At 62.1% G+C, this 21853-nt stretch carries 20 protein-coding genes and 2 riboswitches; of the genes, 7 read left to right on the top strand and 13 right to left on the bottom strand.

The window, feature by feature from the left end:
* The first annotated feature begins 118 nt into the window (after nucleotides 1–118).
* Nucleotides 119–2656, top strand: coding sequence for a PAS domain-containing hybrid sensor histidine kinase/response regulator (locus tag AC07W4_RS03530; RefSeq protein WP_495031503.1), 2538 nt, complete (start codon nucleotides 119–121; stop codon nucleotides 2654–2656).
* Between the two features lie 69 nt (nucleotides 2657–2725).
* The gene (locus AC07W4_RS03535) at nucleotides 2726–3001 is read left to right on the top strand and encodes a peptidylprolyl isomerase (RefSeq protein WP_008051995.1); all 276 of its coding nucleotides are present in this window, start codon (nucleotides 2726–2728) and stop codon (nucleotides 2999–3001) included.
* 143 nt (nucleotides 3002–3144) lie between these two features.
* On the opposite strand, the gene AC07W4_RS03540 is transcribed toward AC07W4_RS03535, so the two are convergent.
* The 9 genes from AC07W4_RS03540 to AC07W4_RS03580 all read right to left on the bottom strand — a co-directional run bounded on the left by AC07W4_RS03540 (nucleotide 3145) and on the right by AC07W4_RS03580 (nucleotide 10561).
* Complete coding sequence (locus tag AC07W4_RS03540; protein WP_495031504.1) at nucleotides 3145–4077, bottom strand: sugar kinase; 933 nt, start codon at nucleotides 4075–4077, stop codon at nucleotides 3145–3147.
* 131 nt (nucleotides 4078–4208) lie between these two features.
* Nucleotides 4209–5426 (bottom strand): amino acid deaminase, encoded by a 1218-nt coding sequence (locus AC07W4_RS03545; protein ID WP_495031505.1) that lies wholly within the window; start codon nucleotides 5424–5426, stop codon nucleotides 4209–4211.
* Nucleotides 5427–5465: 39 nt separating this feature from the next.
* A complete protein-coding gene (locus AC07W4_RS03550; protein ID WP_495031506.1) occupies nucleotides 5466–6230 on the bottom strand; it encodes an IclR family transcriptional regulator in 765 nt (254 codons plus the stop codon).
* A 162-nt stretch (nucleotides 6231–6392) separates the two neighbouring features.
* Nucleotides 6393–6782, bottom strand: coding sequence for a RidA family protein (locus tag AC07W4_RS03555; protein WP_495031507.1), 390 nt, complete (start codon nucleotides 6780–6782; stop codon nucleotides 6393–6395).
* Nucleotides 6783–6812: 30 nt separating this feature from the next.
* Complete coding sequence (locus tag AC07W4_RS03560; RefSeq protein ID WP_495031508.1) at nucleotides 6813–7607, bottom strand: amino acid ABC transporter ATP-binding protein; 795 nt, start codon at nucleotides 7605–7607, stop codon at nucleotides 6813–6815.
* Entirely contained in the window at nucleotides 7604–8266 is a 663-nt protein-coding gene (locus AC07W4_RS03565) for an amino acid ABC transporter permease (RefSeq protein ID WP_008052002.1), read from the bottom strand. The genes AC07W4_RS03560 and AC07W4_RS03565 overlap by 4 nt, the downstream gene beginning before the upstream one ends.
* A 9-nt stretch (nucleotides 8267–8275) precedes the next feature.
* Nucleotides 8276–8938, bottom strand: coding sequence for an amino acid ABC transporter permease (locus AC07W4_RS03570; protein ID WP_495031623.1), 663 nt, complete (start codon nucleotides 8936–8938; stop codon nucleotides 8276–8278).
* 51 nt (nucleotides 8939–8989) lie between these two features.
* Complete coding sequence (locus tag AC07W4_RS03575; protein WP_495031509.1) at nucleotides 8990–9838, bottom strand: transporter substrate-binding protein; 849 nt, start codon at nucleotides 9836–9838, stop codon at nucleotides 8990–8992.
* Between the two features lie 318 nt (nucleotides 9839–10156).
* On the bottom strand, nucleotides 10157–10561 hold the full coding sequence (locus AC07W4_RS03580) for a MerR family transcriptional regulator (protein WP_495031510.1): 405 nt from the start codon (nucleotides 10559–10561) through the stop codon (nucleotides 10157–10159).
* Nucleotides 10562–10637: 76 nt separating this feature from the next.
* Between AC07W4_RS03580 and AC07W4_RS03585 the strand changes: the two genes are divergently transcribed.
* Nucleotides 10638–11861 carry an NADH:flavin oxidoreductase/NADH oxidase family protein gene (locus AC07W4_RS03585; RefSeq protein ID WP_495031511.1) on the top strand — a complete coding sequence of 408 codons (1224 nt, stop codon included), beginning with the start codon at nucleotides 10638–10640 and terminating at the stop codon, nucleotides 11859–11861.
* Nucleotides 11862–11983: 122 nt separating this feature from the next.
* On the opposite strand, the gene AC07W4_RS03590 is transcribed toward AC07W4_RS03585, so the two are convergent.
* The 4 genes from AC07W4_RS03590 to cobW form a co-directional block, all read right to left on the bottom strand.
* Nucleotides 11984–12529 carry a vWA domain-containing protein gene (locus AC07W4_RS03590; RefSeq protein WP_495031512.1) on the bottom strand — a complete coding sequence of 182 codons (546 nt, stop codon included), beginning with the start codon at nucleotides 12527–12529 and terminating at the stop codon, nucleotides 11984–11986.
* A 119-nt stretch (nucleotides 12530–12648) separates the two neighbouring features.
* Nucleotides 12649–13656, bottom strand: coding sequence for a magnesium chelatase ATPase subunit I (locus tag AC07W4_RS03595; protein ID WP_495031513.1), 1008 nt, complete (start codon nucleotides 13654–13656; stop codon nucleotides 12649–12651).
* Nucleotides 13657–13821: 165 nt separating this feature from the next.
* Complete coding sequence (gene cobN / locus AC07W4_RS03600; protein ID WP_495031514.1) at nucleotides 13822–17670, bottom strand: cobaltochelatase subunit CobN; 3849 nt, start codon at nucleotides 17668–17670, stop codon at nucleotides 13822–13824.
* Nucleotides 17671–17673: 3 nt separating this feature from the next.
* On the bottom strand, nucleotides 17674–18744 hold the full coding sequence (gene cobW, locus AC07W4_RS03605) for a cobalamin biosynthesis protein CobW (RefSeq protein ID WP_317850351.1): 1071 nt from the start codon (nucleotides 18742–18744) through the stop codon (nucleotides 17674–17676).
* Between the two features lie 103 nt (nucleotides 18745–18847).
* Nucleotides 18848–19060, bottom strand: a riboswitch (cobalamin riboswitch).
* 210 nt (nucleotides 19061–19270) lie between these two features.
* Nucleotides 19271–19496, top strand: a riboswitch (cobalamin riboswitch).
* Nucleotides 19497–19617: 121 nt separating this feature from the next.
* Here cobW and AC07W4_RS03610 point away from each other — a divergent pair.
* The 4 genes from AC07W4_RS03610 to cobM all read left to right on the top strand — a co-directional run bounded on the left by AC07W4_RS03610 (nucleotide 19618) and on the right by cobM (nucleotide 21768).
* Entirely contained in the window at nucleotides 19618–19809 is a 192-nt protein-coding gene (locus AC07W4_RS03610) for a CbtB domain-containing protein (protein WP_008052016.1), read from the top strand.
* Nucleotides 19810–19820: 11 nt separating this feature from the next.
* The gene (locus tag AC07W4_RS03615; RefSeq protein WP_495031515.1) at nucleotides 19821–20528 is read left to right on the top strand and encodes a CbtA family protein; all 708 of its coding nucleotides are present in this window, start codon (nucleotides 19821–19823) and stop codon (nucleotides 20526–20528) included.
* Nucleotides 20525–20938, top strand: coding sequence for a cobalamin biosynthesis protein (locus AC07W4_RS03620; protein WP_008052018.1), 414 nt, complete (start codon nucleotides 20525–20527; stop codon nucleotides 20936–20938). Before AC07W4_RS03615 ends, AC07W4_RS03620 begins: the two co-directional genes overlap by 4 nt.
* 83 nt (nucleotides 20939–21021) lie before the next feature.
* Nucleotides 21022–21768: a precorrin-4 C(11)-methyltransferase gene (cobM, locus tag AC07W4_RS03625; RefSeq protein ID WP_495031516.1), complete on the top strand. Its 747-nt coding sequence runs from the start codon at nucleotides 21022–21024 to the stop codon at nucleotides 21766–21768.
* Nucleotides 21769–21853: the final 85 nt, after the last annotated feature.

Raw genomic sequence — 21853 nt, forward strand, 5'->3', positions numbered from 1 at the left:
GCCCTCTTCGCGAGCAAGCCCGCTCCCACAGTAACCGCTCAAGCCTTCGAATCAACCTGCGTCTGACACCTGTGCAAGAATAGACGCCAGCTATAGCGAATTGGCGCAGGACACCCGGATGAACGCAACACCAACCGCCAGCGAAGCCCAGGCCTTGATCGCCCGCATCGACTGGGCAAGCAGCCCGCTGGGCGCTGCCAGCACTTGGCCACAAAGCCTGCGAACCGCCGTGGACATCGTCATTCACTCACCGATGCCGATGCTTCTTCTATGGGGCCCGCAACTGACGCAGATCTACAACGACGGCTTCGCCCTGCTCGCCGGAAGCAAGCATCCACATGCCTTTGGTCAACCGACCCACCTGATCTGGCCAGAGCTGCAGGACTTTACCGACCCGATCTACATCGCCGTCCTGCAAGGTCAGGTTCGAACCTACAGCGAGCAGCGCTTTACCCTGCAACGCGGGGGCCGGGAGTCTGACGTCTGGCTCGATCTGACCTACAGCCCGATCCGCGATGAAGGTGCCGAGGTGGCCGGGATTCTGGTCACCGCCATCGAAACCAACGAACGCCGGCGCATCGCCCTGGAACTCGAACAGCGCTCGGCGGCCAGCCTCAAGGCCCAGCGTGAAACCGAGGAGCGCCTGCAACTGGCCCTCGCCGCCACCGATGCGGTCGGCACCTGGGACTGGGACATCAGCGAGGACCGTTTCATCGCCGATGCGCATTTTGCCCAGTTGCACGGCATCGACCCGGTCATGGCCAGTCAGTTGCCTATCAGTGAATACCTGCACGGCGTACACCCCGAAGACCGCGCCCTGATCGCCCGCAGCATCAAGCATTGCATTACCCACGGCACCGAATACGCCGAGGAATATCGCCTGCTGCAAACCGACGGCCAGATGCGCTGGGTGTTTGCCCGCGGTCGCTGCTACAAGGACCACCACGGCCGGCCGATGCGCTTCCTCGGCGCCGCCCTGGACCTGACCGAACGCAAACACACCGAGCAGGCCCTGCGCCAGAGCCAGACCGAGCTGCAACTGATCATCAACGCCATGCCGGTCCTGATCAGCTACGTCGACCGCGAAGAACGCTTTCGCCTGAACAATGCGGCGTACCTGGACTGGTACGGGCTGACGCCGCAAGAGCTTTACGGGCGAACCATTCTTGAAGTGATTGGCGAAGAGGCTTACGCGCTGCGCGCCCCGTACATCACTGAGGCACTGTCCGGCCGGCCCTGCTGCTTCAGCATCAGTACGCCACACCGCGACGGCAGCGTCCGCCAGGCCTTGATGAACTACCTGCCACGCCACGGCGCGGATGGCGCGGTGAACGGTTTCTACATCTTCGTGATCGACGAAACCGAACGCAAAAAGACCGAAGAAGCCCTGCGCAACCTCAACGAAACCCTTGAAGAGCGGGTTGCCGCCCGCACCCACCAACTCGCCGAAGCCAACGAGCGCCTGCAAAACGAGATGTTCGAACGCGAACGTGCCGAAGACGCCCTGCGTCATGCACAGAAAATGGAAGCGGTCGGCCAGCTTACCGGCGGCATCGCCCATGACTTCAACAACATGCTCACCGGCATCATCGGCAGCCTCGACCTGATGCAACGCTACATTGCCGACGGCCGCACCAGCGAGATAGGCAGGTTCACCGAGGCGGCCGTGTCCTCGGCCAACCGTGCCGCCGCCCTCACCCATCGCTTGCTGGCGTTCTCCCGGCGTCAGTCGCTCAACCGCAAGCCGCTGAACCCCAACGAGTTGATTCATTCGCTCGAAGACTTGTTCAGGCGTACCAAGGGCGACCACATCGAACTCAAACTGCAACTGGCCGAGGACATCTGGCGGGTCAGTACCGATGTCAGCCAGCTGGAAAACGCCTTGCTCAACCTGGTGATCAATGCCCGGGACGCCATGCCCGATGGCGGCGAGCTGCAGATCGAAACCGCCAACCTGTACCTCGACGGTAGCGACATCACCACCCTGGAACCGGTCAAGGCCGGCGACTACGTGATGATTGCCGTCAGTGACAACGGCACCGGCATGACGCCCACAGTGCTGTCCAAGGCATTCGACCCGTTCTTCACCACCAAGCCCATCGGCCAGGGCACCGGTCTGGGCTTGTCGATGATTTACGGTTTTGCCCAGCAAACGGGGGGCCACGTCAGTCTGTTCAGCCTGCCCGGGAGGGGTACCAGCGTGCGCTTGTACCTGCCGCGCCTGCATTCGACCGAGCCGGAAACAGTCCTCTCGCCCATAGTCGGCGAGGCACCGGCGGCGATTGCCGGCGAAACCGTGATGTTGGTGGAGGACGATGCGGCCGTGCGCATGCTGGTACTGGACCTGCTCAAGGAGCTCGGTTACCGCGCCCATGAAGCCGAAGATGCCAAGGGCGCCCTGCCGCTGCTGGAGTCGGACCTGCGGGTGGACCTGCTGGTGACCGACGTCGGCTTGCCGGGCATGAACGGCCGCCAACTGGCGGAAATCGCCCGCCAGCATCGTCCCGAACTGAAAGTGCTGTTCATGACCGGATACGCCGAGATCGCCGCCGAACGCCAGGGTTTCCTCGAAGAAGGCATGGATATGGTGGCCAAGCCGTTTTCCATCGACCTGCTGGCCAACAAGATTCGCACTATGATCGGTCAACCGGACTGAGTTGAGGCATAATCGCGCGCCCCCCCGCTGCCACCCACATAGCCAGTATCGTTGCAAGGTAACCGCCCCATGAAAGCTCAAGCCCGCCATATTCTGGTAAAAACCTCGGAAGAAGCCGAGCAGCTCAAACAACGCATCGCCAAGGGCGAAGCGTTCGATGTGCTGGCCAAGAAGTATTCGACCTGCCCATCGGGCAAGCGCGGCGGCGACCTCGGTGAAGTGCGGCCGGGGCAGTTGGTGGGTGTGATCGATGCGGTGATCTTCAAGAAACCGCTGAGAGTGGTGCATGGACCGATCAAGAGCAAGTTCGGGTATCACTTGGTGCAGGTGTTCTACCGGGACTGATGCATTTGGCTTTCGGGCCTCTTCGCGGGCAAGCCCGCTCCCACAGGGATTTGTGAGTTGCCACAGATTGCAGCCACACCACCAAACACTGTGGGAGCGGGCTTGCCCGCGAACCGATTGCGCAGCAAGCGGCCATTGAGCGCTTACTTCGGGATCAGCGCCCCCGGCACCTGAATCACCCGGCTCGCCAACCGATGCCCGGCCTCGGCGGCATCCACCGGGCTGCCGCCCTTGAGCCGCGAAGCCAGATACGCCGCGCTGAACGAATCTCCCGCCGCCGTGGTGTCCACCACCCGCTCGACCTTTTTCGCCGGCACCTCGAATGACTCGCCATCACAACGAATCAGGCACGCTTGGGCGCCGCGCTTGAGCACCACTTCCGGCGTACCGACCTGCTCATACGCGGCAAACACCGCGTCACAATCGGCATAACCAAACAAAGCCTGTTCGTCATCCACCGTCAGCAATGCCATGTCGACATGCGGCAGTACGCTGCGATACGCCGCTTGTGCGTCCTCGACCGATGCCCACAGCCGTGGCCGGTAGTTGTTGTCGAACACGATCCGCGCATCGCGCTGACGGGCTTCGATCAGGGTTTCCAGCAGTTTTTCCCGGCCTTGCACGCCCAGTACCGCCAGGGTGATGCCGCTGAAGTACAGCACGTCGTAATCCGGCAGCGCGGCGAGGATCGGCACGGCGGCCGGGGTGGTGAAGCAATCGCGTGCTGCGGCCTCGTTGCGCCAGTACAGAAAGCGTCGCTCACCGGCGGCGTCCGTCTGGATGCAATACAAACCCGGCAGGCGTCCGGGCAGGCGCTGGACCATTTCGAGGCCGATATTTTCCGCCGCCCAACTCTGGCACATCGCGTCGCTGAAACTGTCATCGCCCAGGGCGGTGACGTAGTCCACGGAGCCGTCCGTTCCCAGTTCCCGGGACAAGTACACGGCCGTATTCAAGGTGTCGCCACCGAAGCTCTGTTGCAGGCTGCCGTCGGCGCGATGCTGCAACTCGATCATGCACTCGCCGATCAGGGCGATGCGTGGAATGTTGGGGCCCAGGGTGCTGATGGTGTTCATTGTTGTGGGGTCTCTGGTGTTTCTTTGTTGTCTGGGCGGGCCTCTTCGCGGGCAAGCCCGCTCCCACATTTGGAACGCGTTCCCCTGTGGGAGCGGGCTTGCTCGCGAAAGCCGCACCTCGGTCTTCAGCCTTAGAAACAGGTTTCCATGGTCTCGATGACATTCAGTTGCTCATCTACCAGACAGCCAACACGCCACTTGTCGAACGTCAGGCACGGGTGCGAAGTACCAAACGAGATGATGTCGCCCACCCGCAGATCAACCCCCGGCGCCACGGACATGAACGCATGCTGGTCCATCACCGCGGTCACTTTGCAGGTGCTCACATCATCGCCTTTGGCTGGTACCGCGCCCGCCTTGTAACGCAGCAACGGCACCGGCAAACCGGCGTCGTAGGCCACGTCGCGCTTGCCCAGGGCAATCACCGCAAACCCTGGTTCCGGCAACGACTGCACGTGCGCCCACACTTCCAGCGCCGGACGCAAGCCTTCGTGCAGGTCGCTGCGACGGTCGAGCACGCAGCACTGCGCTTCCTTGTAGATGCCATGGTCATGGGCCACGTAACTGCCGGGACGCAGCACGCTGAGGAAACGCCCGGCAGCGTTCTGTGCTTCGAAGGACTCGGCAATCAGGTCATACCAGGCCGAACCCGACGCGGTGATGATCGGCTTGGCTATGGCGAAGGCACCGCTGTCCTGCAACTGCACCGCCAGACGCACCAGTGACGCGGCGAAATCACGAATGCCGGTCACGGCGTGATCGCCATGGATCACGCCTTCGTAGCCCTCGATTCCGGTCAGGGCCAGGGCCGGTTGCGCGGCGATGGCCTTGGCCAGGTCGAGCACTTCCTGTTCGCTGCGGCAACCGCAACGCCCGCCGACCACGCCGTATTCGATCATCACGTTCAGGCGCACGCCACGGGAGGCGAAGTAGGCACCGAGGTCGGCGACGTTGTCCGGGTGATCGACCATGCAATAGAAGTCGAACGTCGGGTCGGCCAGCAGGTCGGCGATCAATGCCATGTTCGGCATGCCGACCAACTGGTTGGCCATCAGCACCCGGCGTACGCCATGGGCGTAGGCCGCGCGGGTTTGGGTGGCGCTGGCCAGGGTGATGCCCCAGGCACCGGCTTCCAGTTGGCGACGGAACAACGCCGGGGTCATGCTGGTCTTGCCATGGGGCGCCAGTTCCGCACCGCTGTTGCTGACGAACGCCTGCATCCAGCGGATGTTGTGTTCCAGCGCCTCGCGGTGCAGTACCAACGCGGGCAGGCTGACGTCACGCACCAGGTTGGCACCGATCGGGGCAGCGCCTTTGTCGACGTTGGCAGTATGGGGGGCAGAAGACATGGTCGAACTCCTCGTTCACGCGGCCGCAGGCAGCCGCTGTTATTCGTTGATGCGACGGGCCAGGCTGTTGGCGCTTTCGATCAGCACCCGGCGGTAGTCGTTGTAGTTATTCTTGGCATCGGCCCGTGGGGCGACGATACACAGGGTCGCGATGGCCACGCCGTTGGGGTCTTTGACCGGCGCGGCGAAGCAATGGGTAAAGGTGTCGGCGACGCTATCGAAGGAAAAGAATCCATCGATACCGGCCTGACGGATTTCCTTGAGGAACTGCTCCAGAGGCAAGCGTTCGCCATCGGGCAGGATGAAGTCGTCGTGGTCGATCAGGTCGACGATTGCCTGGTCGCTCAGGTGCGCCAGCAACAGGCGCCCGGATGCGGTCCAGGGGATGGGCGCGTTTTCGCCGATGTCCGAGGAAATGCGAAAATGCCGCTCCCCCTCTTTCATCAGCGCAACGGTGTATTTGCGCCCGTTGAGCAGGCACATCTGCGCGGTTTCACGGGTCTGGCTGACGATTTCCTGCAAGGCGTGATCGGCCTCGCGGGTGAGGTCGAAATGGCGCAAATGCGCCTGGCCGAGAAAGTACAACTGACGACCGAGGTAGACGTGACCGTCCTTGCCCACCGGCTCCAGGATCCGTCGCTCCAGCAGCGAGGCCACCAGTTCGTAGACTGTGGATTTGGGGCTTCCGATGCCGTTGGCGATGTCGTTCGGGCGCAGGGGCTGGCCGATTTCCTTGAGGAAATCGAGGATATCGAACGCCCGGTCCAGACCGCGTGCCCGGCGCTTGATGGTGTCTTCGGTCATTTCAGTGGTTCCCATTCAAAGTCGCTGGGAGTTTACCCAGAGCGCCATGCTGGCCGTAAGGTCGCCTTCGCGAGCAAGTCGAATCGTTGCACCGCCGCTCCCACATTTGGAATGCACTCCCCTGTGGGAGCGGGCTTGCTCGCGAAGAATTCACCGCAAATCTCAGGCCTTTTTCTTGTACGCGATGCAATCGATCTCGACCTTGCAGTCGACCATCATGTTCGCCTGCACACAGGCCCGCGCCGGGGCGTGCTCGGGCTTGAAGTACTCGGAAAAGACTTTGTTGAAACTGGTGAAATCCCGCGGATCCTCCAGCCATACACCAGCACGCACCACGTCTTCCAGGCCATAACCTGCCTCTTGGAGAATCGCGATCAGGTTTTTCATGGCCTGGTGGGTCTGTTCGACAATACCGCCAGTAATGATCTCGCCGTCCACCGCCGGCACCTGCCCGGAAACGTGCAGCCAGCCATCGGCTTCAACAGCGCGGGCGAAAGGGCGAGGCTGACCGCCAGCGGCGGTGCTGCCGGTGCCGTAACGAGTAATGCTCATGAGTGTTTCTCCTGATTGAAAATTGAAGGATCAAAAACGGGTGCTTTTGAGAAATTCTGCCAGTCGTGGCGATTGCGGGCGTTCGAACAGGTCCTTGGGCGGCCCCTGCTCTTCGATACGTCCCTGATTCATGAAGACGATCTTGTCCGAGACCTCGAAGGCAAAACGCATTTCGTGGGTCACCAGCAGCATGGTCATGCCGTCTTCGGCCAGGCCCTTGATCACGCTCAACACTTCGCCCACCAGTTCCGGGTCCAGCGCCGAGGTCACTTCGTCGAACAACATCAGGCTCGGGTTCATCGCAATCGCCCGGGCGATCGCCACGCGCTGCTGCTGACCGCCAGACAATTGACCGGGAAAGTGATCGCGCCGTTCCAGCAGGCCAACGCGCTCCAGCCATTTCTCGGCCAGGGCCACGGCCTCGTCCTTGTGCAGCTTCTTGACCTTGAGCAAGCCCAGGGTGACGTTCTGCAATGCGCTCAGGTGCGGGAACAGGTTGAACTGCTGGAACGCCATGCCGGTCATGGCGCGATGGCGGGCAATGACTTTTTCCGGGTGGCGAATGCGTTTGCCATTGACCTCGTCATAACCGATGGATTCACCGTCGAGCAGGATCTGCCCGCCCTGGAACTCTTCAAGCATGTTCACGCAGCGCAGCAGCGTGGTCTTGCCCGAACCACTGGAGCCGATCAGCGTCACCACGTTGCCGCGCTGCATGCTCAGGTCGACGCCCTTGAGCACTTCGAGCTGGTCGTAACGCTTGCGCAGGCCGCGAATGTCCAGCAACGGTTGGCCGTTTTGTGCATTGGTTTGAGTCTGAGTCATGGCAAAGCCACCCGCTTTTCAATGTGCCGGCCGAGTAACTCGATGCCGTAGTTGATGACGAAGAACAGGAAACCGGCGAACAGGTAAAACTCCAGGGTCATGAACGTCCGGGCGATGATCTGCTGGGTGCTGAGCAGCAGCTCGGCCACGCCGATCACCGACAACAGGGTCGAGGCCTTGACGATCTCGGTGGACGAGTTGACCCAGGTCGGCAGGATCTGTCGCAACGCCTGGGGCAACAGCACGTAACCGAGAGCCTGGTAGAACGTCAGGCCGATGGCCTTGCTCGCCTCCATCTGCCCGTTCGGCAATGCCTGCAACGCACCGCGCACGATCTCGGCAACGTGGGAGCCGCAGAACAGCGTCAAACCCAGCGCGCCGGCCTGGAAGGCGCTGATCTGCCAGCCGAGTGCCGGCGCCATGTAGAAGCACGCCAGCACCAGCACGAACACCGGCGTGCCGCGTATCACATCGACATAAAAACGAAACGGCGCGCGCATCCAGAACTTGCCGTAGGTCAGTACCAGTCCGGCGACGACACCAACCAGCGTGCCAAGCAAAATCGCCAGCACCGACACCTGGACACTGGTCAGAAAGCCCTGCCACAGGGGTTCGCGCGCCACCCACAACTCATGCAACCAACTGGGGGATTCGTACATGGGGGCCTCCTATCGGCGAATCGCCAGACGCTGTTCGAGGTAACGCAGCATCATGGCAATGAGGTAACAGGCCGCCACATAGAGCGCCGTGGTCACCAGCCAGGTTTCAATCACCCGGTAGCTCTCGACATTGATCTTGCGCGCGTAATAGGTCAGCTCCGGTACGGCAATCGCGGCCGCCAGCGAGGTGTCCTTGAACAGCGAAATGAAGTTGTTCGACAGCGCCGGCAATACATTGCGCAGCATCACCGGCACGGTAACGTAGGCCTTGACCTGCCACTCGCCCAGGCCAATGGCCAAACCGGCTTCACGCAGGCCCTTGGGAATGCTCAGCAAACCGCCACGGAACACTTCGGTCAGGTACGCCCCGGCATACAACGACAGGGTGATGATGAACGACGGGATCTTGTCCAGCCGGATCCCCAGGCTCGGCAACGCAAAGTAGATCAACAAGATCAACACCAGGATCGGCGTGTTGCGGATCACCGTGACATACACAGACGCCAGTACCCGCAATGCGCGATGCTTCGACAGCAAAGCAAACGCCATCATCAGGCCGATCACGCAGCCGATGGCGATCGACACCAGGGCCAGTTCAAGGCCCATGACGAGCCCCGCCAGCAAGGTGTCGAAATCGCGCCACACGGCGGCAAAGTTCAACTGATAGTTCATGGTCAGCAGTACCTGAACGGGGCGATTCATCACCGCCCCGCTCTCACGGGATCATTTGAATTCGACAGGGAAACCAATCGTGGGAGTCGGCAGGTCTACGCCGAACCATTGCTTGAACGATGCCGCGTAAGTCGGGAACTCAACGCCGGTCATGGCTTCATGCAGGGTAGTGTTGACGAAGTTCAGCCAGTCCTGATCGCCGCGCTTGACCGCGCAGGCGTAGGTTTGCGGGCTCCAGGCGTAAGCCGGGCTGCGATAGCGGCCGGCGTTCTGCACCATCAGGTATTTGACCGAAGACTGGTCGGTGGCTGCCGCGTCGGCACGACCGGAGTTCACGGCCTGATACATAAGGTCAACGCTGTCGTACTGATCGACCTTGGCCTTGGGCAGCGCCTGATGCACCAACTCTTCGGCATAGACGTTTTGCAGCACCGCCACGGTCAGGCCATCGCCGGCGGCTTTCATGTCGTCGATTTCCTTGTACTTGCTGTTGGCCGGCAACAGCAGGCCGACGCCTTCGCGGTAGTACGGCAGGGTGAACGCCACTTGCTGGGCACGGCTGGCGGTCACGGTGATGAACTGGCAACTCATGTCGACCTTGTCGGTCAGCAGGTTGGGGATACGCGCGTCGGACGACTGCACCACGAACTCGACCTTGCTCGGGTCGTTGAACAACCCTTTGGCGACCATTCGGGCGATATCGATATCGAAACCCTGCAACTTGCCATCCGCGCCCTGGAAGTGCCACGGCGCGTTGGTGCTGCCGGTGCCCACAATCAGTTTGCCGCGGGCCAGAACGCTATCGAGCTTACTGTCCGCCGCCTGGGCCACGCCCATGGCAGTGGCAGAAGCCGCGAACAGAAAAACACATGCTTTGAACAAGGAAGGTCGGCGATGCATGGCAAGCACTCCAGGGTAATGTGCATTCCGCTATACCGGAATATGGTATGTAACAACGGAATAGACAGCAGAAAGTGTGCCACAAGATGTGGAGGGAATGTGAGGGGGAATGAAATTTGTTTTGAATCAGAGGGATGCGTAAAAACAGTTAAAAACGTTACGAATCACCCGGCACCGTAACCGCTACCGTTGGCTACAAAGGGCGGGTATCTGGTTCTCAAACGGGCTGCGCCAATGCACAGCCCTGCTCCATCGGCATCGGCATTCACCGTCAGCGCTGCCGGGCAACCCTTGTGCTCTGAACCGATGTCCTCGCAATCAGTGCTTGAATGACGTCATCACCCGCTCGGCATTTTCGTCGCAGGTCATGCCTTCGGGTCGGGCCTCAATGGTGTCGATCCATTCCAGCAACTGCGCCTTGCTATGGGCCAGGTGCCGTTGCATCTCTTCGATCTGCTCGATCTTGCGATGGAGGCCGGCCATCAACTCATCGTGCTTGAACGCGCCCGTCACATTATCCGGCAGCAATTGCTTGAGCTCCTCCAGGCTGAAACCGGCCTGCTGCGCACACTGGATGAGTTGCAGGGTTTGCAGTGCCTGTTGCGAGTAACGCCGATACCCGTTGGAAGAACGCTCGACCTGCCGGATCAACCCCTGAGACTCGTAAAAACGGATGCGCGATGCGGTCAGCCCGCTCAACTGCGCCAATTCGCCAATTTTCATTGCGCCCTCATTTTCCTGCTTGACATTAAAGTTAACTTTAAGCTTAGCCTCTACTCATCACTTCGAGGAGTCAAGCATGTCACCCTTCCAGATCTTGAATTTGCCCAACGGCCAGACCATCGGCAATCGCATTGCCAAAGCCGCCATGGAAGAGAACCTCGCCAACACCGATCAGGTGCCCGACCAGGCGCTGTTTCGCCTCTATCAGGCCTGGGCCGAAGGCGAAGCCGGTTTGTTGCTGACCGGCAATGTGATGATCGACCGCCGCGCCATGACCGGCCCCGGCGGCGTAGCGCTGGAAGACGAACGCCATCTGGAGCGCTTCCGCCAGTGGGCCAGCGTCGGCCGGGCTGGCGGTGCGCATTTCTGGGTGCAGCTCAACCACCCTGGCCGCCAGACCATGGCCAACCTTGGCCAGCAAACTCTGGCGCCGTCGACGGTTGCTCTGGATCTGGGCCAGTTCTCGAAGATGTTCGCCGAACCCAAGCCCATGAGCGAAGACGACATCCAGGAGGTGATCCGACGCTTCGCCACCAGCGCCGCACTGGCCGAGAAAGCCGGTTTTACCGGCGTGCAGATCCACGCCGCCCACGGCTACCTGATCAGCCAGTTTCTTTCGCCGCTCACCAATCGGCGCACCGATCAATGGGGCGGCACCCTGGAAAATCGTGCGCGCCTGCTGTTGTCCGTCGTCGAGGCGGTTCGCAAGGTTGTGTCGCCGCAATTTTGTGTGTCAGTAAAGCTCAACTCGGCGGATTTCCAGCGCGGAGGTTTCGATGCCGATGATGCACGGCAAGTAATCCAGTGGCTCAACGAACTACCGATCGATCTGCTGGAGCTCTCCGGCGGCAGTTACGAAGCACCGGCCATGCAAGGCGAAGCCCGCGACGGCCGGACCCTGGCACGTGAGGCGTACTTTCTGGAAATGGCCGGCGAATTGGCCAGCGTGGCGCGGATGCCGGTGATGGTGACCGGTGGGATCCGGCGTTTGGCAATCGTCGAACAGGTTCTCGACAGCGGCATCGCCATGGCCGGCATCGGCACTGCGCTGGCCGTGGAACCGCACCTGGTCAAGCACTGGCGCGAAGGCCAGGACAGTCATCCGCAACTGCCGCCGATCCGCTGGAAGCGCAAGCCCCTGGCGGCACTGGCGAGCATGGCGGTGGTCAAGTTCCAGCTGCATCGCTTGAGCCGTGGGCGCAAAACCCGACCTGAAGTTTCGGCGTTGTGGGCGTTGATTCTCGACCGGTTATACATTGGCAAGCGCACCCGGCAGTATCGGCAGGCGATGGGCAAGTAATCCGGTATTGATGTTGACTGATCCACCGCCTTCGCGGGCAAGCCCGCTCCCACAGGGCGGAACGCATTCCAAATGTGGGAGCGGGCTTGCCCGCGAAGGGGCCAGTACAGGCAAAACAGATCTCAGCCCGGAATCAGCTCGTCAATATGCCGATACTCGGCCTGCAACTGCGCCGCCAACACCCGGCTGCGCCCGAGCCTGATCGGTCCGCGCTCGATGTCGATCAGCAACCCCGGGCACTCCAGCACGGGCAACAACGGCCAGTCCTTGAGCCGGCCATCGGTCACCAGCAACAAGCGCTGCTGCTCTGCCGGAAAACGTTTCTGCCGTGCGGCAAGCCACTGCCCTGCTTCGCTCAATGCCGCCAGCAGCGGCGTGCCGCCACCGGCACCCAGGCCGTCGAGCCAATGGCGCAACCCCGTCGAAGCCTTCAACCCCTGCACCTGCCACTTGGGTGCAGCACCGCTGGCCGTGAGCAACGCCAGTCGCGCGCGCTGACGATAGGCATCGTCGAACAACTGCGCCAGCAAGCCCTTGGCATCGCTTAATGCCTGATGACGGCGGGTCGATGCGGAGGCATCCACGATCACCAGCCACAGTTCATGGGGCGAACGAGTGCGCAGGTGAAACAACAGATCGTCGCGCTGACGCGGCCGACCATTGAGCAATGTACCGGGCCAGTTGACCGAGCCATTGCGTGCGGCGTGACGCTTGCCCTGTTTGCCGTGGTCCAGCCGCCCGGCACGGGGTCTGGCATTCGCCCCCGCGTTTGAGCGAGGACGAATGCCTAGGGCTTTTTTGGCCAGCTCGGCACTTCACGTCGTGCGCCGACCGCCAGCGCTTGGGCAGGCAACTCGCCCCACTGGCCCTGCCCTTCGCTCGGATTGGCGTTCTGCGGCGCAGAGGGTTGCGCCGCTTGGGATTGCGCGGGAGGCGGTGGCGAATGCTCGCGACGACGATGGCGCAAGGCGAACTCCGCGACGGCATCGATATCGTCCTCGGCGATAGCGCTCGCCCCGCGCCAGGCGGCGTGCGCCCGGGCGGCACGCAGCCAGACCAGATCGGCGCGCAATCCATCGACGCCAGAAGCAAAGCAGCGCTCGGTAATCTGTGCCAGCGCCTGGTCATCGAGGGGAATGTTTGCCAGTGCGTTACGTGCGTTCTGGCAACGCTCGCGCAGAGACGCCTGCGCCGATTCCCATTCGGCGCAAAAACCTTGCGGATCACTGTCGAAATCCAGGCGACGGCGGATGATCTGACCGCGCTCGGCCGGCGCGGTATGGCCACCGAGGGCGACGTTCAGGCCGAAACGGTCCAGCAATTGCGGACGCAATTCGCCCTCTTCCGGGTTCATGGTGCCAATCAGCACGAACTTCGCCGAGTGCCGATGGGAAATGCCGTCGCGTTCCACCAGATTGGTGCCGCTGGCGGCCACATCGAGCAGCAGGTCAACGAGGTGATCGGGCAACAGATTGACCTCGTCGACATAGAGCACGCCACCGTCGGCCTTGGCCAGCACGCCGGGAGAAAACTGTGCCCGACCTTCGCCCAGCGCCGCGTCGAGATCAAGGGTGCCGACCAGGCGCTCCTCGGTGGCGCCCAGCGGCAAGGTGACGAACTGACCGCTGGCCAACAGGTCCGCCAGACCGCGGGCCAGGGTTGACTTGGCCATGCCTCGCGGGCCTTCGATCAGTACGCCGCCGATTTTCGGGTCGATGGCGGTCAGGTACAGGGCCAGCTTCAAATCGTCGGCGCCGACCACGGCGGAGAGCGGGAAATGCGGGGTGTCGGTCATTGTTTAATCTCGGTCATGGTCGGTGATGTCTTAGACACTTGTATCCCTGTGGGAGCGGCGGTGCGGCGATCCGACTTGCTCGCGAAAACAATGTCTCATCCAACCTATATGGCGACTGACACGACCTCTTCGCGGGCAAGCCCGCTCCCACAGGGTTTGCGGTGATTAGTTGTCTTCTTCTATATCCAGCAACAGATTCTCCAATGCCTCACGGTACTCGCCGGGCTCTTTCCACATCCCGCGTTTTTGCGCCTCGAGCATGCGCTCGGTCATGTCGCGCAAGGCATGGGGATTGTGTTCACGGACAAAATCCCGGGTGCCTGGGTCGAGCAAATAGGCATCGGCCAGCAACGCGTACTGGTGATCGTCGATCAACTGCGTGGTGGCGTCGAAGGCAAACAGGTTGTCGACCGTCGCGGCCATTTCGAACGCACCTTTGTAGCCGTGACGCTTGACGCCTTCGAGCCACTTCGGGTTGGCCGCCCGGGAGCGGATCACCCGGTTCAGCTCTTCCTTCAGGGTACGAATCTTCGGCAGGTCCGGCTGGCTGTGGTCGCCATGATAGCTGGCCGCTGCCTCGCCTTTCAGACTTTCCACCGCCGCGAGCATGCCGCCCTGAAACTGGTAGTAATCGTTGGAGTCAAGCAAATCGTGCTCGCGGTTATCCTGGTTTTGCAGCACCGCCTGCACCTGGCTCAGGCGCTGGCTGAATTGTTTGCGGGCGGCGGTGCCTTCGTCGGAACCGCCGTAAGCGTAGCCGCCCCAGTTGAGGTAGACCTCGGCCAAGTCCTCGCGGCTCTGCCACAGGCGACCGTCGATGGCGCCCTGCACGCCCGCGCCGTAGGCGCCGGGCTTGGCCCCGAATATCCGCCAGCCGGCCTGACGTCGCGCAGCCTCTTCATCGAGCCCTGACTGCAGCAAGGCTGCACGCTCGGCGCGTACCTTGGCCGCCAACGGGTTGAGGTCGTCCGGCTCATCGAGGTCGGCCACCGCTTGCACCGCCGCGTCGAACAAGCGAATCAGATTGGCAAAGGCATCGCGAAAAAAACCGGACACACGCAAGGTCACGTCGACCCGCGGACGGTCAAGCAGACTCAACGGCAGAATCTCGAAATCATCGACCCGCTGGCTGCCGGTGGCCCACACCGGACGCACGCCCATCAGCGCCATCGCTTGGGCGATGTCATCGCCGCCGGTGCGCATGGTCGCGGTGCCCCACACCGACAGACCGAGCTGGCGCAAATGATCGCCGTGGTCTTGCAGGTGCCGCTCCAGAATCAGGTTGGCCGACTGGAACCCGATGCGCCACGCCGTGGTGGTCGGCAGGTTGCGCACGTCCACCGAATAGAAGTTGCGCCCGGTGGGCAGCACGTCCAGGCGACCACGGCTGGGCGCGCCGCTGGGGCCGGCCGGGACGAAGCGACCGCTGAGGGCGTCGAGCAGACCGCGCATTTCCGCTGGGCCGCAGGCGTCCAGGCGCGGGGCAACTACTTCGCGCAAACCATCGATGATGGCCTGCACTTCATTCCAGCCTGCCCCTTGTGGGAGCGGGCTTGCTCGCGAAAGCGGTGGGTCAATCGACATCAATGTTGAATGCTCGACCGATTCGCGAGCAAGCCCGCTCCCACAAGGGTTATTCAACGCGTCCGAAATCAACTGCGCGGCAAACAGTTCCAGGCGCTCGCGGGTATCGCCCGCCGTACGCCAGGTCTCGTTACTGATAAGCAAAAGTGGTTCGGGACGCGGCCCGGCCCAGGGTTCGGCCAGCGTGCAATCCAGTGGGTCGAAGCCCAGACCGAAAGCCTTGGCCAGGGCCCGCAGCAGACTCGACTGCGCGCCCCGCCCATCGCCCCGTGGAATGCGCAACAACGCCAGCAAGGTATCGATGCGCAAGCGCCCGGCGGGCGATTCGCCGAATACATGCAGACCATCGCGGATCTGCGACTCTTTCAAGTCGCACAGGTAAGTGTCGAGCCGCGGCAACCAGATCGCCGCGTCGGCATCGCTGTCGAGCTGTTCGTCCAGTTGCAGTTCACGGTCGATGTGGGTGTCACGCACCAGTTGCAGGATGTCGCGCTGCAACTCTCGGGCACGACGCGGATCCAGCAGTTGCGCCTCGTAATACTCGTCGGCCAACAGTTCGAGGTTGCGCAGCGGGCCGTAGGTTTCGGCGCGGGTCAGCGGTGGCATCAGGTGATCGATGATCACCGCCTGGGTGCGCCGCTTGGCCTGGGCGCCCTCGCCCGGGTCGTTGACGATGAACGGATAGATGTTCGGCAGCGGCCCGAGCAAAGCATCTGGCCAGCAGTGTTCCGAAAGCCCGACACCTTTGCCCGGCAGCCATTCGAGGTTGCCGTGTTTGCCGACGTGGATCACGCCGTGGGCGCCGTAGGTGTTGCGCAGCCAGAAGTAGAACGCCAGGTAGCCGTGGGGCGGCACCAGGTCCGGGTCGTGATACACCGCGCTCGGGTCGACCTGATAACCCCGGGCCGGCTGAATGCCGACGAAGATCAGGCCAAAACGCAGGCCGGCGATCATCATCCGCCCGCTGCGACACATCGGGTCGCTCTGCGGTGCGCCCCAACGTTCAAGCACCGCCGTGCGGTTGGCTTCGGGCAGGGCATTGAACATCGCCAGATAGTCATCCATCCCCAGGCTTTGCTGGCACGGACGCAGGTCGAGGGTCTCGAGGTCGTTGCTGACGCCGCCCAGCAACTGCTGGATCAGCGCGGTGCCGCTGTCCGGCAACTCGGCCGGTAATGGATAACCTTCGGCATGCAGTGCCCGCAGGATATTCAGCGCGGTTGCCGGGGTATCCAGGCCGACGCCGTTACCGATGCGACCGTCGCGGGTCGGGTAATTGGCGAGAATCAACGCAATGCGTTTATCAGCATTGGGTACCCGCGCCAGATCGACCCATCGCCGCGCCAGTTCGGCCACGAAATCCATGCGCTCCGTTTGCGGCCGGTAACACACCACATCCGACTGACTGCGCTCACTGCGCCACGCCAGGTCCTTGAAACTGATCGGGCGGCTGATGATGCGTCCGTCCAGTTCAGGCAAGGCTATGTGCATCGCCAGGTCACGGGGGCCAAGCCCCTGTTCGCTGGCGCGCCAACCGGGCTCGTTGTCTTGGGCGCAAATCGCCTGGATCACCGGAATATTGCGGCGAAACGGGCGCAGATGGGGTGCTTCCGGACTGGATTGGGCGAAGCCGGTGGTGTTCAAAATCACCGAGACGTTGGCCTCGTCCAGCCAGTCCTCGACCACGCAAAGACAACCGGGTTCTTTCAGGCTGGCCAGCGCAATCGGCAATGGATTCAACCCCGCCGCCTGCAATCGTTGGCAAAAAACATCAATGAACGCGGTGTTCGCCGCCTGCAAATGCGAGCGGTAGAACAGCACCGCCGCCACCGGTTGATCGGCGTGCCAGTCGGCCTGCCAGTCGCTCAGCGCGGCGGAGTGTTTGTGCGGATGGTAAACCGCCGTGCGCGGCAGGGTTTGCGGCTCGCCCCAAGTGTAATCACGGACCAGCCAGCGGTTAGCCAGGCAGCGGAAGAAATCGAGGGCGTTGCCCATGCCACCCTGGCGCAGAAACTGCCAGAGCCGGTCGCGATCCTCGGCACCGACGGTGCTCAGGTCGCTGAGCTCCGGGTCCGGGCGATCATCGCCCGGCACCAGAATCACCTGCACGCCGCGCTGCGACAGCTCCACCAGGCGCTCGATGCCGTAACGCCAATAGGCGATGCCGCCGTGCAGCGAAATCAGGATCACCCTGGCGTGACGCAGCACTTCATCGACGTACAAATCGACCGAGGCATGGTTCTGCACCTGCATCGGGTTGGCCAGGCGCACGCTCGGGTAATCGTCGGGCAATTGCTGCGCCGCTTCGGCAAGCAGCGCCAGGCTGGAATCGCCGCTGCACAGGACCACCAGCTCGGCGGGGGTTTGTCCAAGGTCGGCAATGTTGTCTTCCGACACGAAACCGCCGGGCTGGGTCCTGAGCAGGTGCATGGTTTACACGCTGAGCGCGGCGCGCAATTGCGCTTCGAGAACAGTGGCGTCCAGTTCCTGGCCGATCAGCACCAGGCGGGTTACGCGTGCTTCTTCGGCGCCCCACTGGCGGTCGAAGTGCTTATCAAAACGCGTGCCCACGCCCTGGATCAGCAAGCGCATCGGTTTGTTCGGGATTGCCGCAAAACCCTTGACCCGCAGGATGCCGTGCTGGACCACCAATTGGGTCAGCGCATCCAGCAGCAGGCTTTCGTCGGCTTGCGGCAGTTCGATGGAGATCGAATCGAAGGCATCGTGATCGTGGTCATCATGATCGTCGTCGCCATCGTGGTGATGGTCGTGGTGGCTGTGACGGCTGTCGATGTGCTCTTCGGAGCCTGCACCCAGGCCGATCAGCACGTCCAGCGGCAGGCGACCGCTACTGGCTTCGACGATTTTCACCGCTGGCGGCAATTCCTCGGCGACTTCCAGGCGTACACGGGCCAGGTCCGCCGGGTTGATCAGGTCGGTTTTGTTGAGAATCACCAGGTCGGCGCTGGCCAGTTGGTCGGCGAACAGTTCGTGCAGTGGCGATTCGTGGTCCAGGTTCGGGTCGAGCTTGCGTTGGGCGTCGACTTGATCCGGGAACGCGGCAAAGGTGCCGGCGGCCACGGCCGGGCTGTCGACCACGGTGATCACCGCGTCCACCGTGCAGGCGCTGCGGATTTCCGGCCACTGGAAGGCTTGCACCAGCGGCTTGGGCAGGGCCAGACCGGAGGTTTCGATCAGAATGTGGTCCAGATCGCCGCGACGGGCCACCAGTTCGCGCATCACCGGGAAGAATTCTTCCTGGACAGTGCAGCACAGGCAGCCGTTGGCCAGCTCATAGACACGGCCGTTGGCTTCTTCTTCGGTGCAACCGATGGAGCACTGCTTGAGGATTTCGCCGTCGATGCCCAACTCGCCGAATTCGTTGACGATCACCGCGATGCGGCGCCCCTGGGCGTTGTCGAGCATGTGCCGCAGCAGCGTGGTCTTGCCCGAGCCGAGAAAGCCGGTGACGATGGTGACGGGGAGTTTGGCCAGTGTTTTCATCGGATGCCCTATGGCTTAGGTGGCGGGCATGCGGGACGACGACCGGCAACGCGGGGTCGCGTGCCTGAAGAGTTCGCCACCGGATCACCCCGCCCGGTTGAAAGTGAGAATCTGTAACGAGGCAGGTCTCCTGGCTGACGGTGTGCCGGCCTTGAGCCTGGCATTCGCTGCGCCTTCCCGCCGGCCTCATGGATTGAGCCTGCAGTGGCGTGGCAACGAACATCACCGTTCACAGTTGCGGGGGCAGCCGCGGCATCGACCGCGTTCCCTTCTTAGCTTCGGCAAATACCGAAGAACCTCGAGAGCGCAAGGCTACGCATGGTCTTGGGGCGGGTCAATGTTCACGTGACTTCTGCGGTGTGCCCTTCGCGAGCAAGTCGGATCGCCGCACCGCCGCTCCCACATTTGATCGGGTTCTTGCAGGGGAAAAGGGTCAAGTGTGGGAGCGGGCTTGCTCGCGAAGAAAGCGACTCGGTTTCGAGTTGAGAACCCTTGCCAATTGACGCCCAACCCCCGCCCATGCTCTCCTACACACCTTGTTACGGGTGCCCTTCACAGGGTGAAACGGGAAACCGGTGAATCATGTGCTTTACTCTTAAGCCATGTCAGTCCGGTGCTGCCCCCGCAACGGTAAGCGAGCGAAGCGTCAGATCCACTGTGCCCCCAAGGCATGGGAAGGTGATGTTTTCAGGTTCAGGCCCAAGCCTTTGCCCCTCGTGAGCCCGGAGACCGGCCCGCAACACAAAGTGACCAGTACGATCACTGAACCAACAAACCCGCGGTGGGCGGGCGCTGTTTGAACCTCTGCGCGCCTGGTCGTGCGGGGGTTTGCATGCGCTCTTATTCCCCGCTGACAGACCAGAGGGATACGCCATGTCGATCATCAGCAGCGCCGAACACACATCCGCGAGCACCACCTCAACCCTGACCCAACGTCTGACCGCCGCCGTCTGCGCGTCGATTCTGGGCGCAAGCCTTGTGTATTTCGCCGGTTTCTCGCACATCGAAGCGGTGCACAACGCCGCCCACGATACCCGCCACAGCTCCGCGTTCCCGTGCCATTGAGAGCTGTCGACATGATCAAGCGTATTGCGCAAACCGCAGGTTTCACCGGGCTGCTGGCCGCCCTGTTGCTGACCCTGCTGCAAAGCTTCTGGGTCGCACCGCTGATTTTGCAGGCCGAGACCTACGAAAAATCCGAACCGGCCGCTGTTGAAATGCATGAGCACGCCGACGGTGCGATGGCTGCCCACACTCACGATGCACAAGCCTGGGAGCCGGAAGACGGCTGGCAGCGCGTGCTGTCCACCACCGGCGGCAACCTGGTGGTAGCTGTCGGTTTCGCCCTGATGCTGGCCGGCCTGTACACCTTGCGTGCGCCAACCAAAACCTCCCAGGGCCTGCTCTGGGGCCTGGCCGGTTACGCGACCTTCGTGCTCGCGCCGACCCTCGGCCTGCCACCTGAATTGCCCGGCACTGCCGCCGCCGACCTGGCACAACGGCAACTGTGGTGGATCGGTACCGCCGCCTCCACCGCCGTCGGTATCTCGCTGTTCGTGTTCAGCCGTCACTGGCTGATGAAAGTCCTCGGTGTGGCGATCCTTGCCGTTCCCCATGTGATTGGCGCGCCGCAACCGCAAGTGCATTCGATGCTTGCTCCAGAGGCGTTGGAAACCCAGTTCAAAATCGCTTCGCATCTGACCAACGTGGCGTTCTGGCTGGCCCTGGGCCTTATCAGCGCCTGGTTGTTCCGTCGCAAAAGCGATGGCCAATACCACGCATGACTGACGTCAGCACAGCGCCGACCCTGGTGGTCGGCCTGGGCTGCCAACGGGGCTGCCCCGTCAGCACGTTGCTCGCGCTGCTCGATCAGGCGTTGGAGGCGCACCAGATTGCTCGTCATGAAATCAAGGCGCTGGCCAGCATCGATTCGAAGCGCGACGAACCTGCACTGATCGAACTGGCTCAGCAGCTTGGACTGGAATTGAAGTATTTCAGCAGTGAACAACTGGCCGCTTATGAGCCGCAACTCAGCCATCAATCGCAAATAGCGTTTGAACGCACCGGTTGCTACGGCGTGGCGGAAAGCGCCGCACTGGCCCTGGCGGAACAACTGGCCCAGGGCCCGGCAAAACTGCTGATTCCACGACAAAAATACGCTCAGGCAACCCTGGCATTGGCCGGCGCTGCGTAAAAAACCGATAATCCCCGCCTTTGATCATGAACATTCTTCATCTGAAGCCCTGTTCAGCCTCTATTTCCCCACAGGAACCGACCATGACCGTCTACTTCATTGGCGCAGGTCCCGGCGACCCCGAACTGATTACCGTCAAGGGCCAGCGGCTGATTCGCAGCTGCCCGGTGATCATTTATGCCGGCTCCCTGGTACCGGCCGCCGTACTGGAAGGTCACTGTGCCGAACAAGTGGTCAACAGCGCCGAACTGCACCTGGAACAGATCATCGACCTGATCAAGAGCGCCCACGCCAAAGGCCAGGATGTGGCCCGGGTGCACTCCGGCGATCCGAGCCTGTATGGCGCCATTGGCGAGCAGATTCGCTATCTGCGTGAGCTTGGCATTGCATTCGAAATCGTCCCTGGCGTGACCGCTACAGCCGCTTGTGCGGCGCTCTTGGGCGCGGAGCTGACCCTGCCGGACATTTCGCAGAGCGTGATCCTGACCCGCTACGCCGACAAGACCGCCATGCCTCCCGGAGAGGAGTTCTCCAGCCTGGCGCAACACGGCGCGACCATGGCGATTCATTTGGGGGTCAATCACCTGGCGAAGATCGTTGAGGAACTGCTGCCCCATTACGGCGCCGATTGCCCGATTGCAGTGGTTCACCGCGCAAGCTGGCCGGATCAGGATTGGGTGGTGGGCACGCTCGAGGATATTGCCGGGAAGGTTGAAGCCAAGGGCTTTCGCCGTACGGCGTTGATTCTGGTGGGTCGGGTGCTGGGCAGTGAGCATTTTAGTGAATCGTCGCTGTATCGCGCGGGGCATGCGCATATCTATCGTCCATAAGGCCCTCTTCGCGAGCAAGCCCGCTCCCACACTGGATCTTGCCGGACACAAAATCGTTGGTCGCTGAAAATTTACTGTGGGAGCG

It is taken from the genome of Pseudomonas sp. GW821-FHT02A08 (assembly GCF_059422045.1).

Bases quoted from the DNA above. Each gene is read 5' to 3' on its own strand.
- AC07W4_RS03530 (WP_495031503.1), top strand. From the start codon at position 119: ATGAACGCAACACCAACCGCCAGCGAAGCCCAGGCCTTGATCGCCCGC.
- AC07W4_RS03535 (WP_008051995.1), top strand. From the start codon at position 2,726: ATGAAAGCTCAAGCCCGCCATATTCTGGTAAAAACCTCGGAAGAAGCC.
- AC07W4_RS03540 (WP_495031504.1), bottom strand. From the start codon at position 4,077: ATGAACACCATCAGCACCCTGGGCCCCAACATTCCACGCATCGCCCTG.
- AC07W4_RS03545 (WP_495031505.1), bottom strand. From the start codon at position 5,426: ATGTCTTCTGCCCCCCATACTGCCAACGTCGACAAAGGCGCTGCCCCG.
- AC07W4_RS03550 (WP_495031506.1), bottom strand. From the start codon at position 6,230: ATGACCGAAGACACCATCAAGCGCCGGGCACGCGGTCTGGACCGGGCG.
- AC07W4_RS03555 (WP_495031507.1), bottom strand. From the start codon at position 6,782: ATGAGCATTACTCGTTACGGCACCGGCAGCACCGCCGCTGGCGGTCAG.
- AC07W4_RS03560 (WP_495031508.1), bottom strand. From the start codon at position 7,607: ATGACTCAGACTCAAACCAATGCACAAAACGGCCAACCGTTGCTGGAC.
- AC07W4_RS03565 (WP_008052002.1), bottom strand. From the start codon at position 8,266: ATGTACGAATCCCCCAGTTGGTTGCATGAGTTGTGGGTGGCGCGCGAA.
- AC07W4_RS03570 (WP_495031623.1), bottom strand. From the start codon at position 8,938: ATGAACTATCAGTTGAACTTTGCCGCCGTGTGGCGCGATTTCGACACC.
- AC07W4_RS03575 (WP_495031509.1), bottom strand. From the start codon at position 9,838: ATGCATCGCCGACCTTCCTTGTTCAAAGCATGTGTTTTTCTGTTCGCG.
- AC07W4_RS03580 (WP_495031510.1), bottom strand. From the start codon at position 10,561: ATGAAAATTGGCGAATTGGCGCAGTTGAGCGGGCTGACCGCATCGCGC.
- AC07W4_RS03585 (WP_495031511.1), top strand. From the start codon at position 10,638: ATGTCACCCTTCCAGATCTTGAATTTGCCCAACGGCCAGACCATCGGC.
- AC07W4_RS03595 (WP_495031513.1), bottom strand. From the start codon at position 13,656: ATGACCGACACCCCGCATTTCCCGCTCTCCGCCGTGGTCGGCGCCGAC.
- cobN (WP_495031514.1), bottom strand. From the start codon at position 17,670: ATGCACCTGCTCAGGACCCAGCCCGGCGGTTTCGTGTCGGAAGACAAC.
- cobW (WP_317850351.1), bottom strand. From the start codon at position 18,744: ATGAAAACACTGGCCAAACTCCCCGTCACCATCGTCACCGGCTTTCTC.
- AC07W4_RS03610 (WP_008052016.1), top strand. From the start codon at position 19,618: ATGTCGATCATCAGCAGCGCCGAACACACATCCGCGAGCACCACCTCA.
- AC07W4_RS03615 (WP_495031515.1), top strand. From the start codon at position 19,821: ATGATCAAGCGTATTGCGCAAACCGCAGGTTTCACCGGGCTGCTGGCC.
- AC07W4_RS03620 (WP_008052018.1), top strand. From the start codon at position 20,525: ATGACTGACGTCAGCACAGCGCCGACCCTGGTGGTCGGCCTGGGCTGC.
- cobM (WP_495031516.1), top strand. From the start codon at position 21,022: ATGACCGTCTACTTCATTGGCGCAGGTCCCGGCGACCCCGAACTGATT.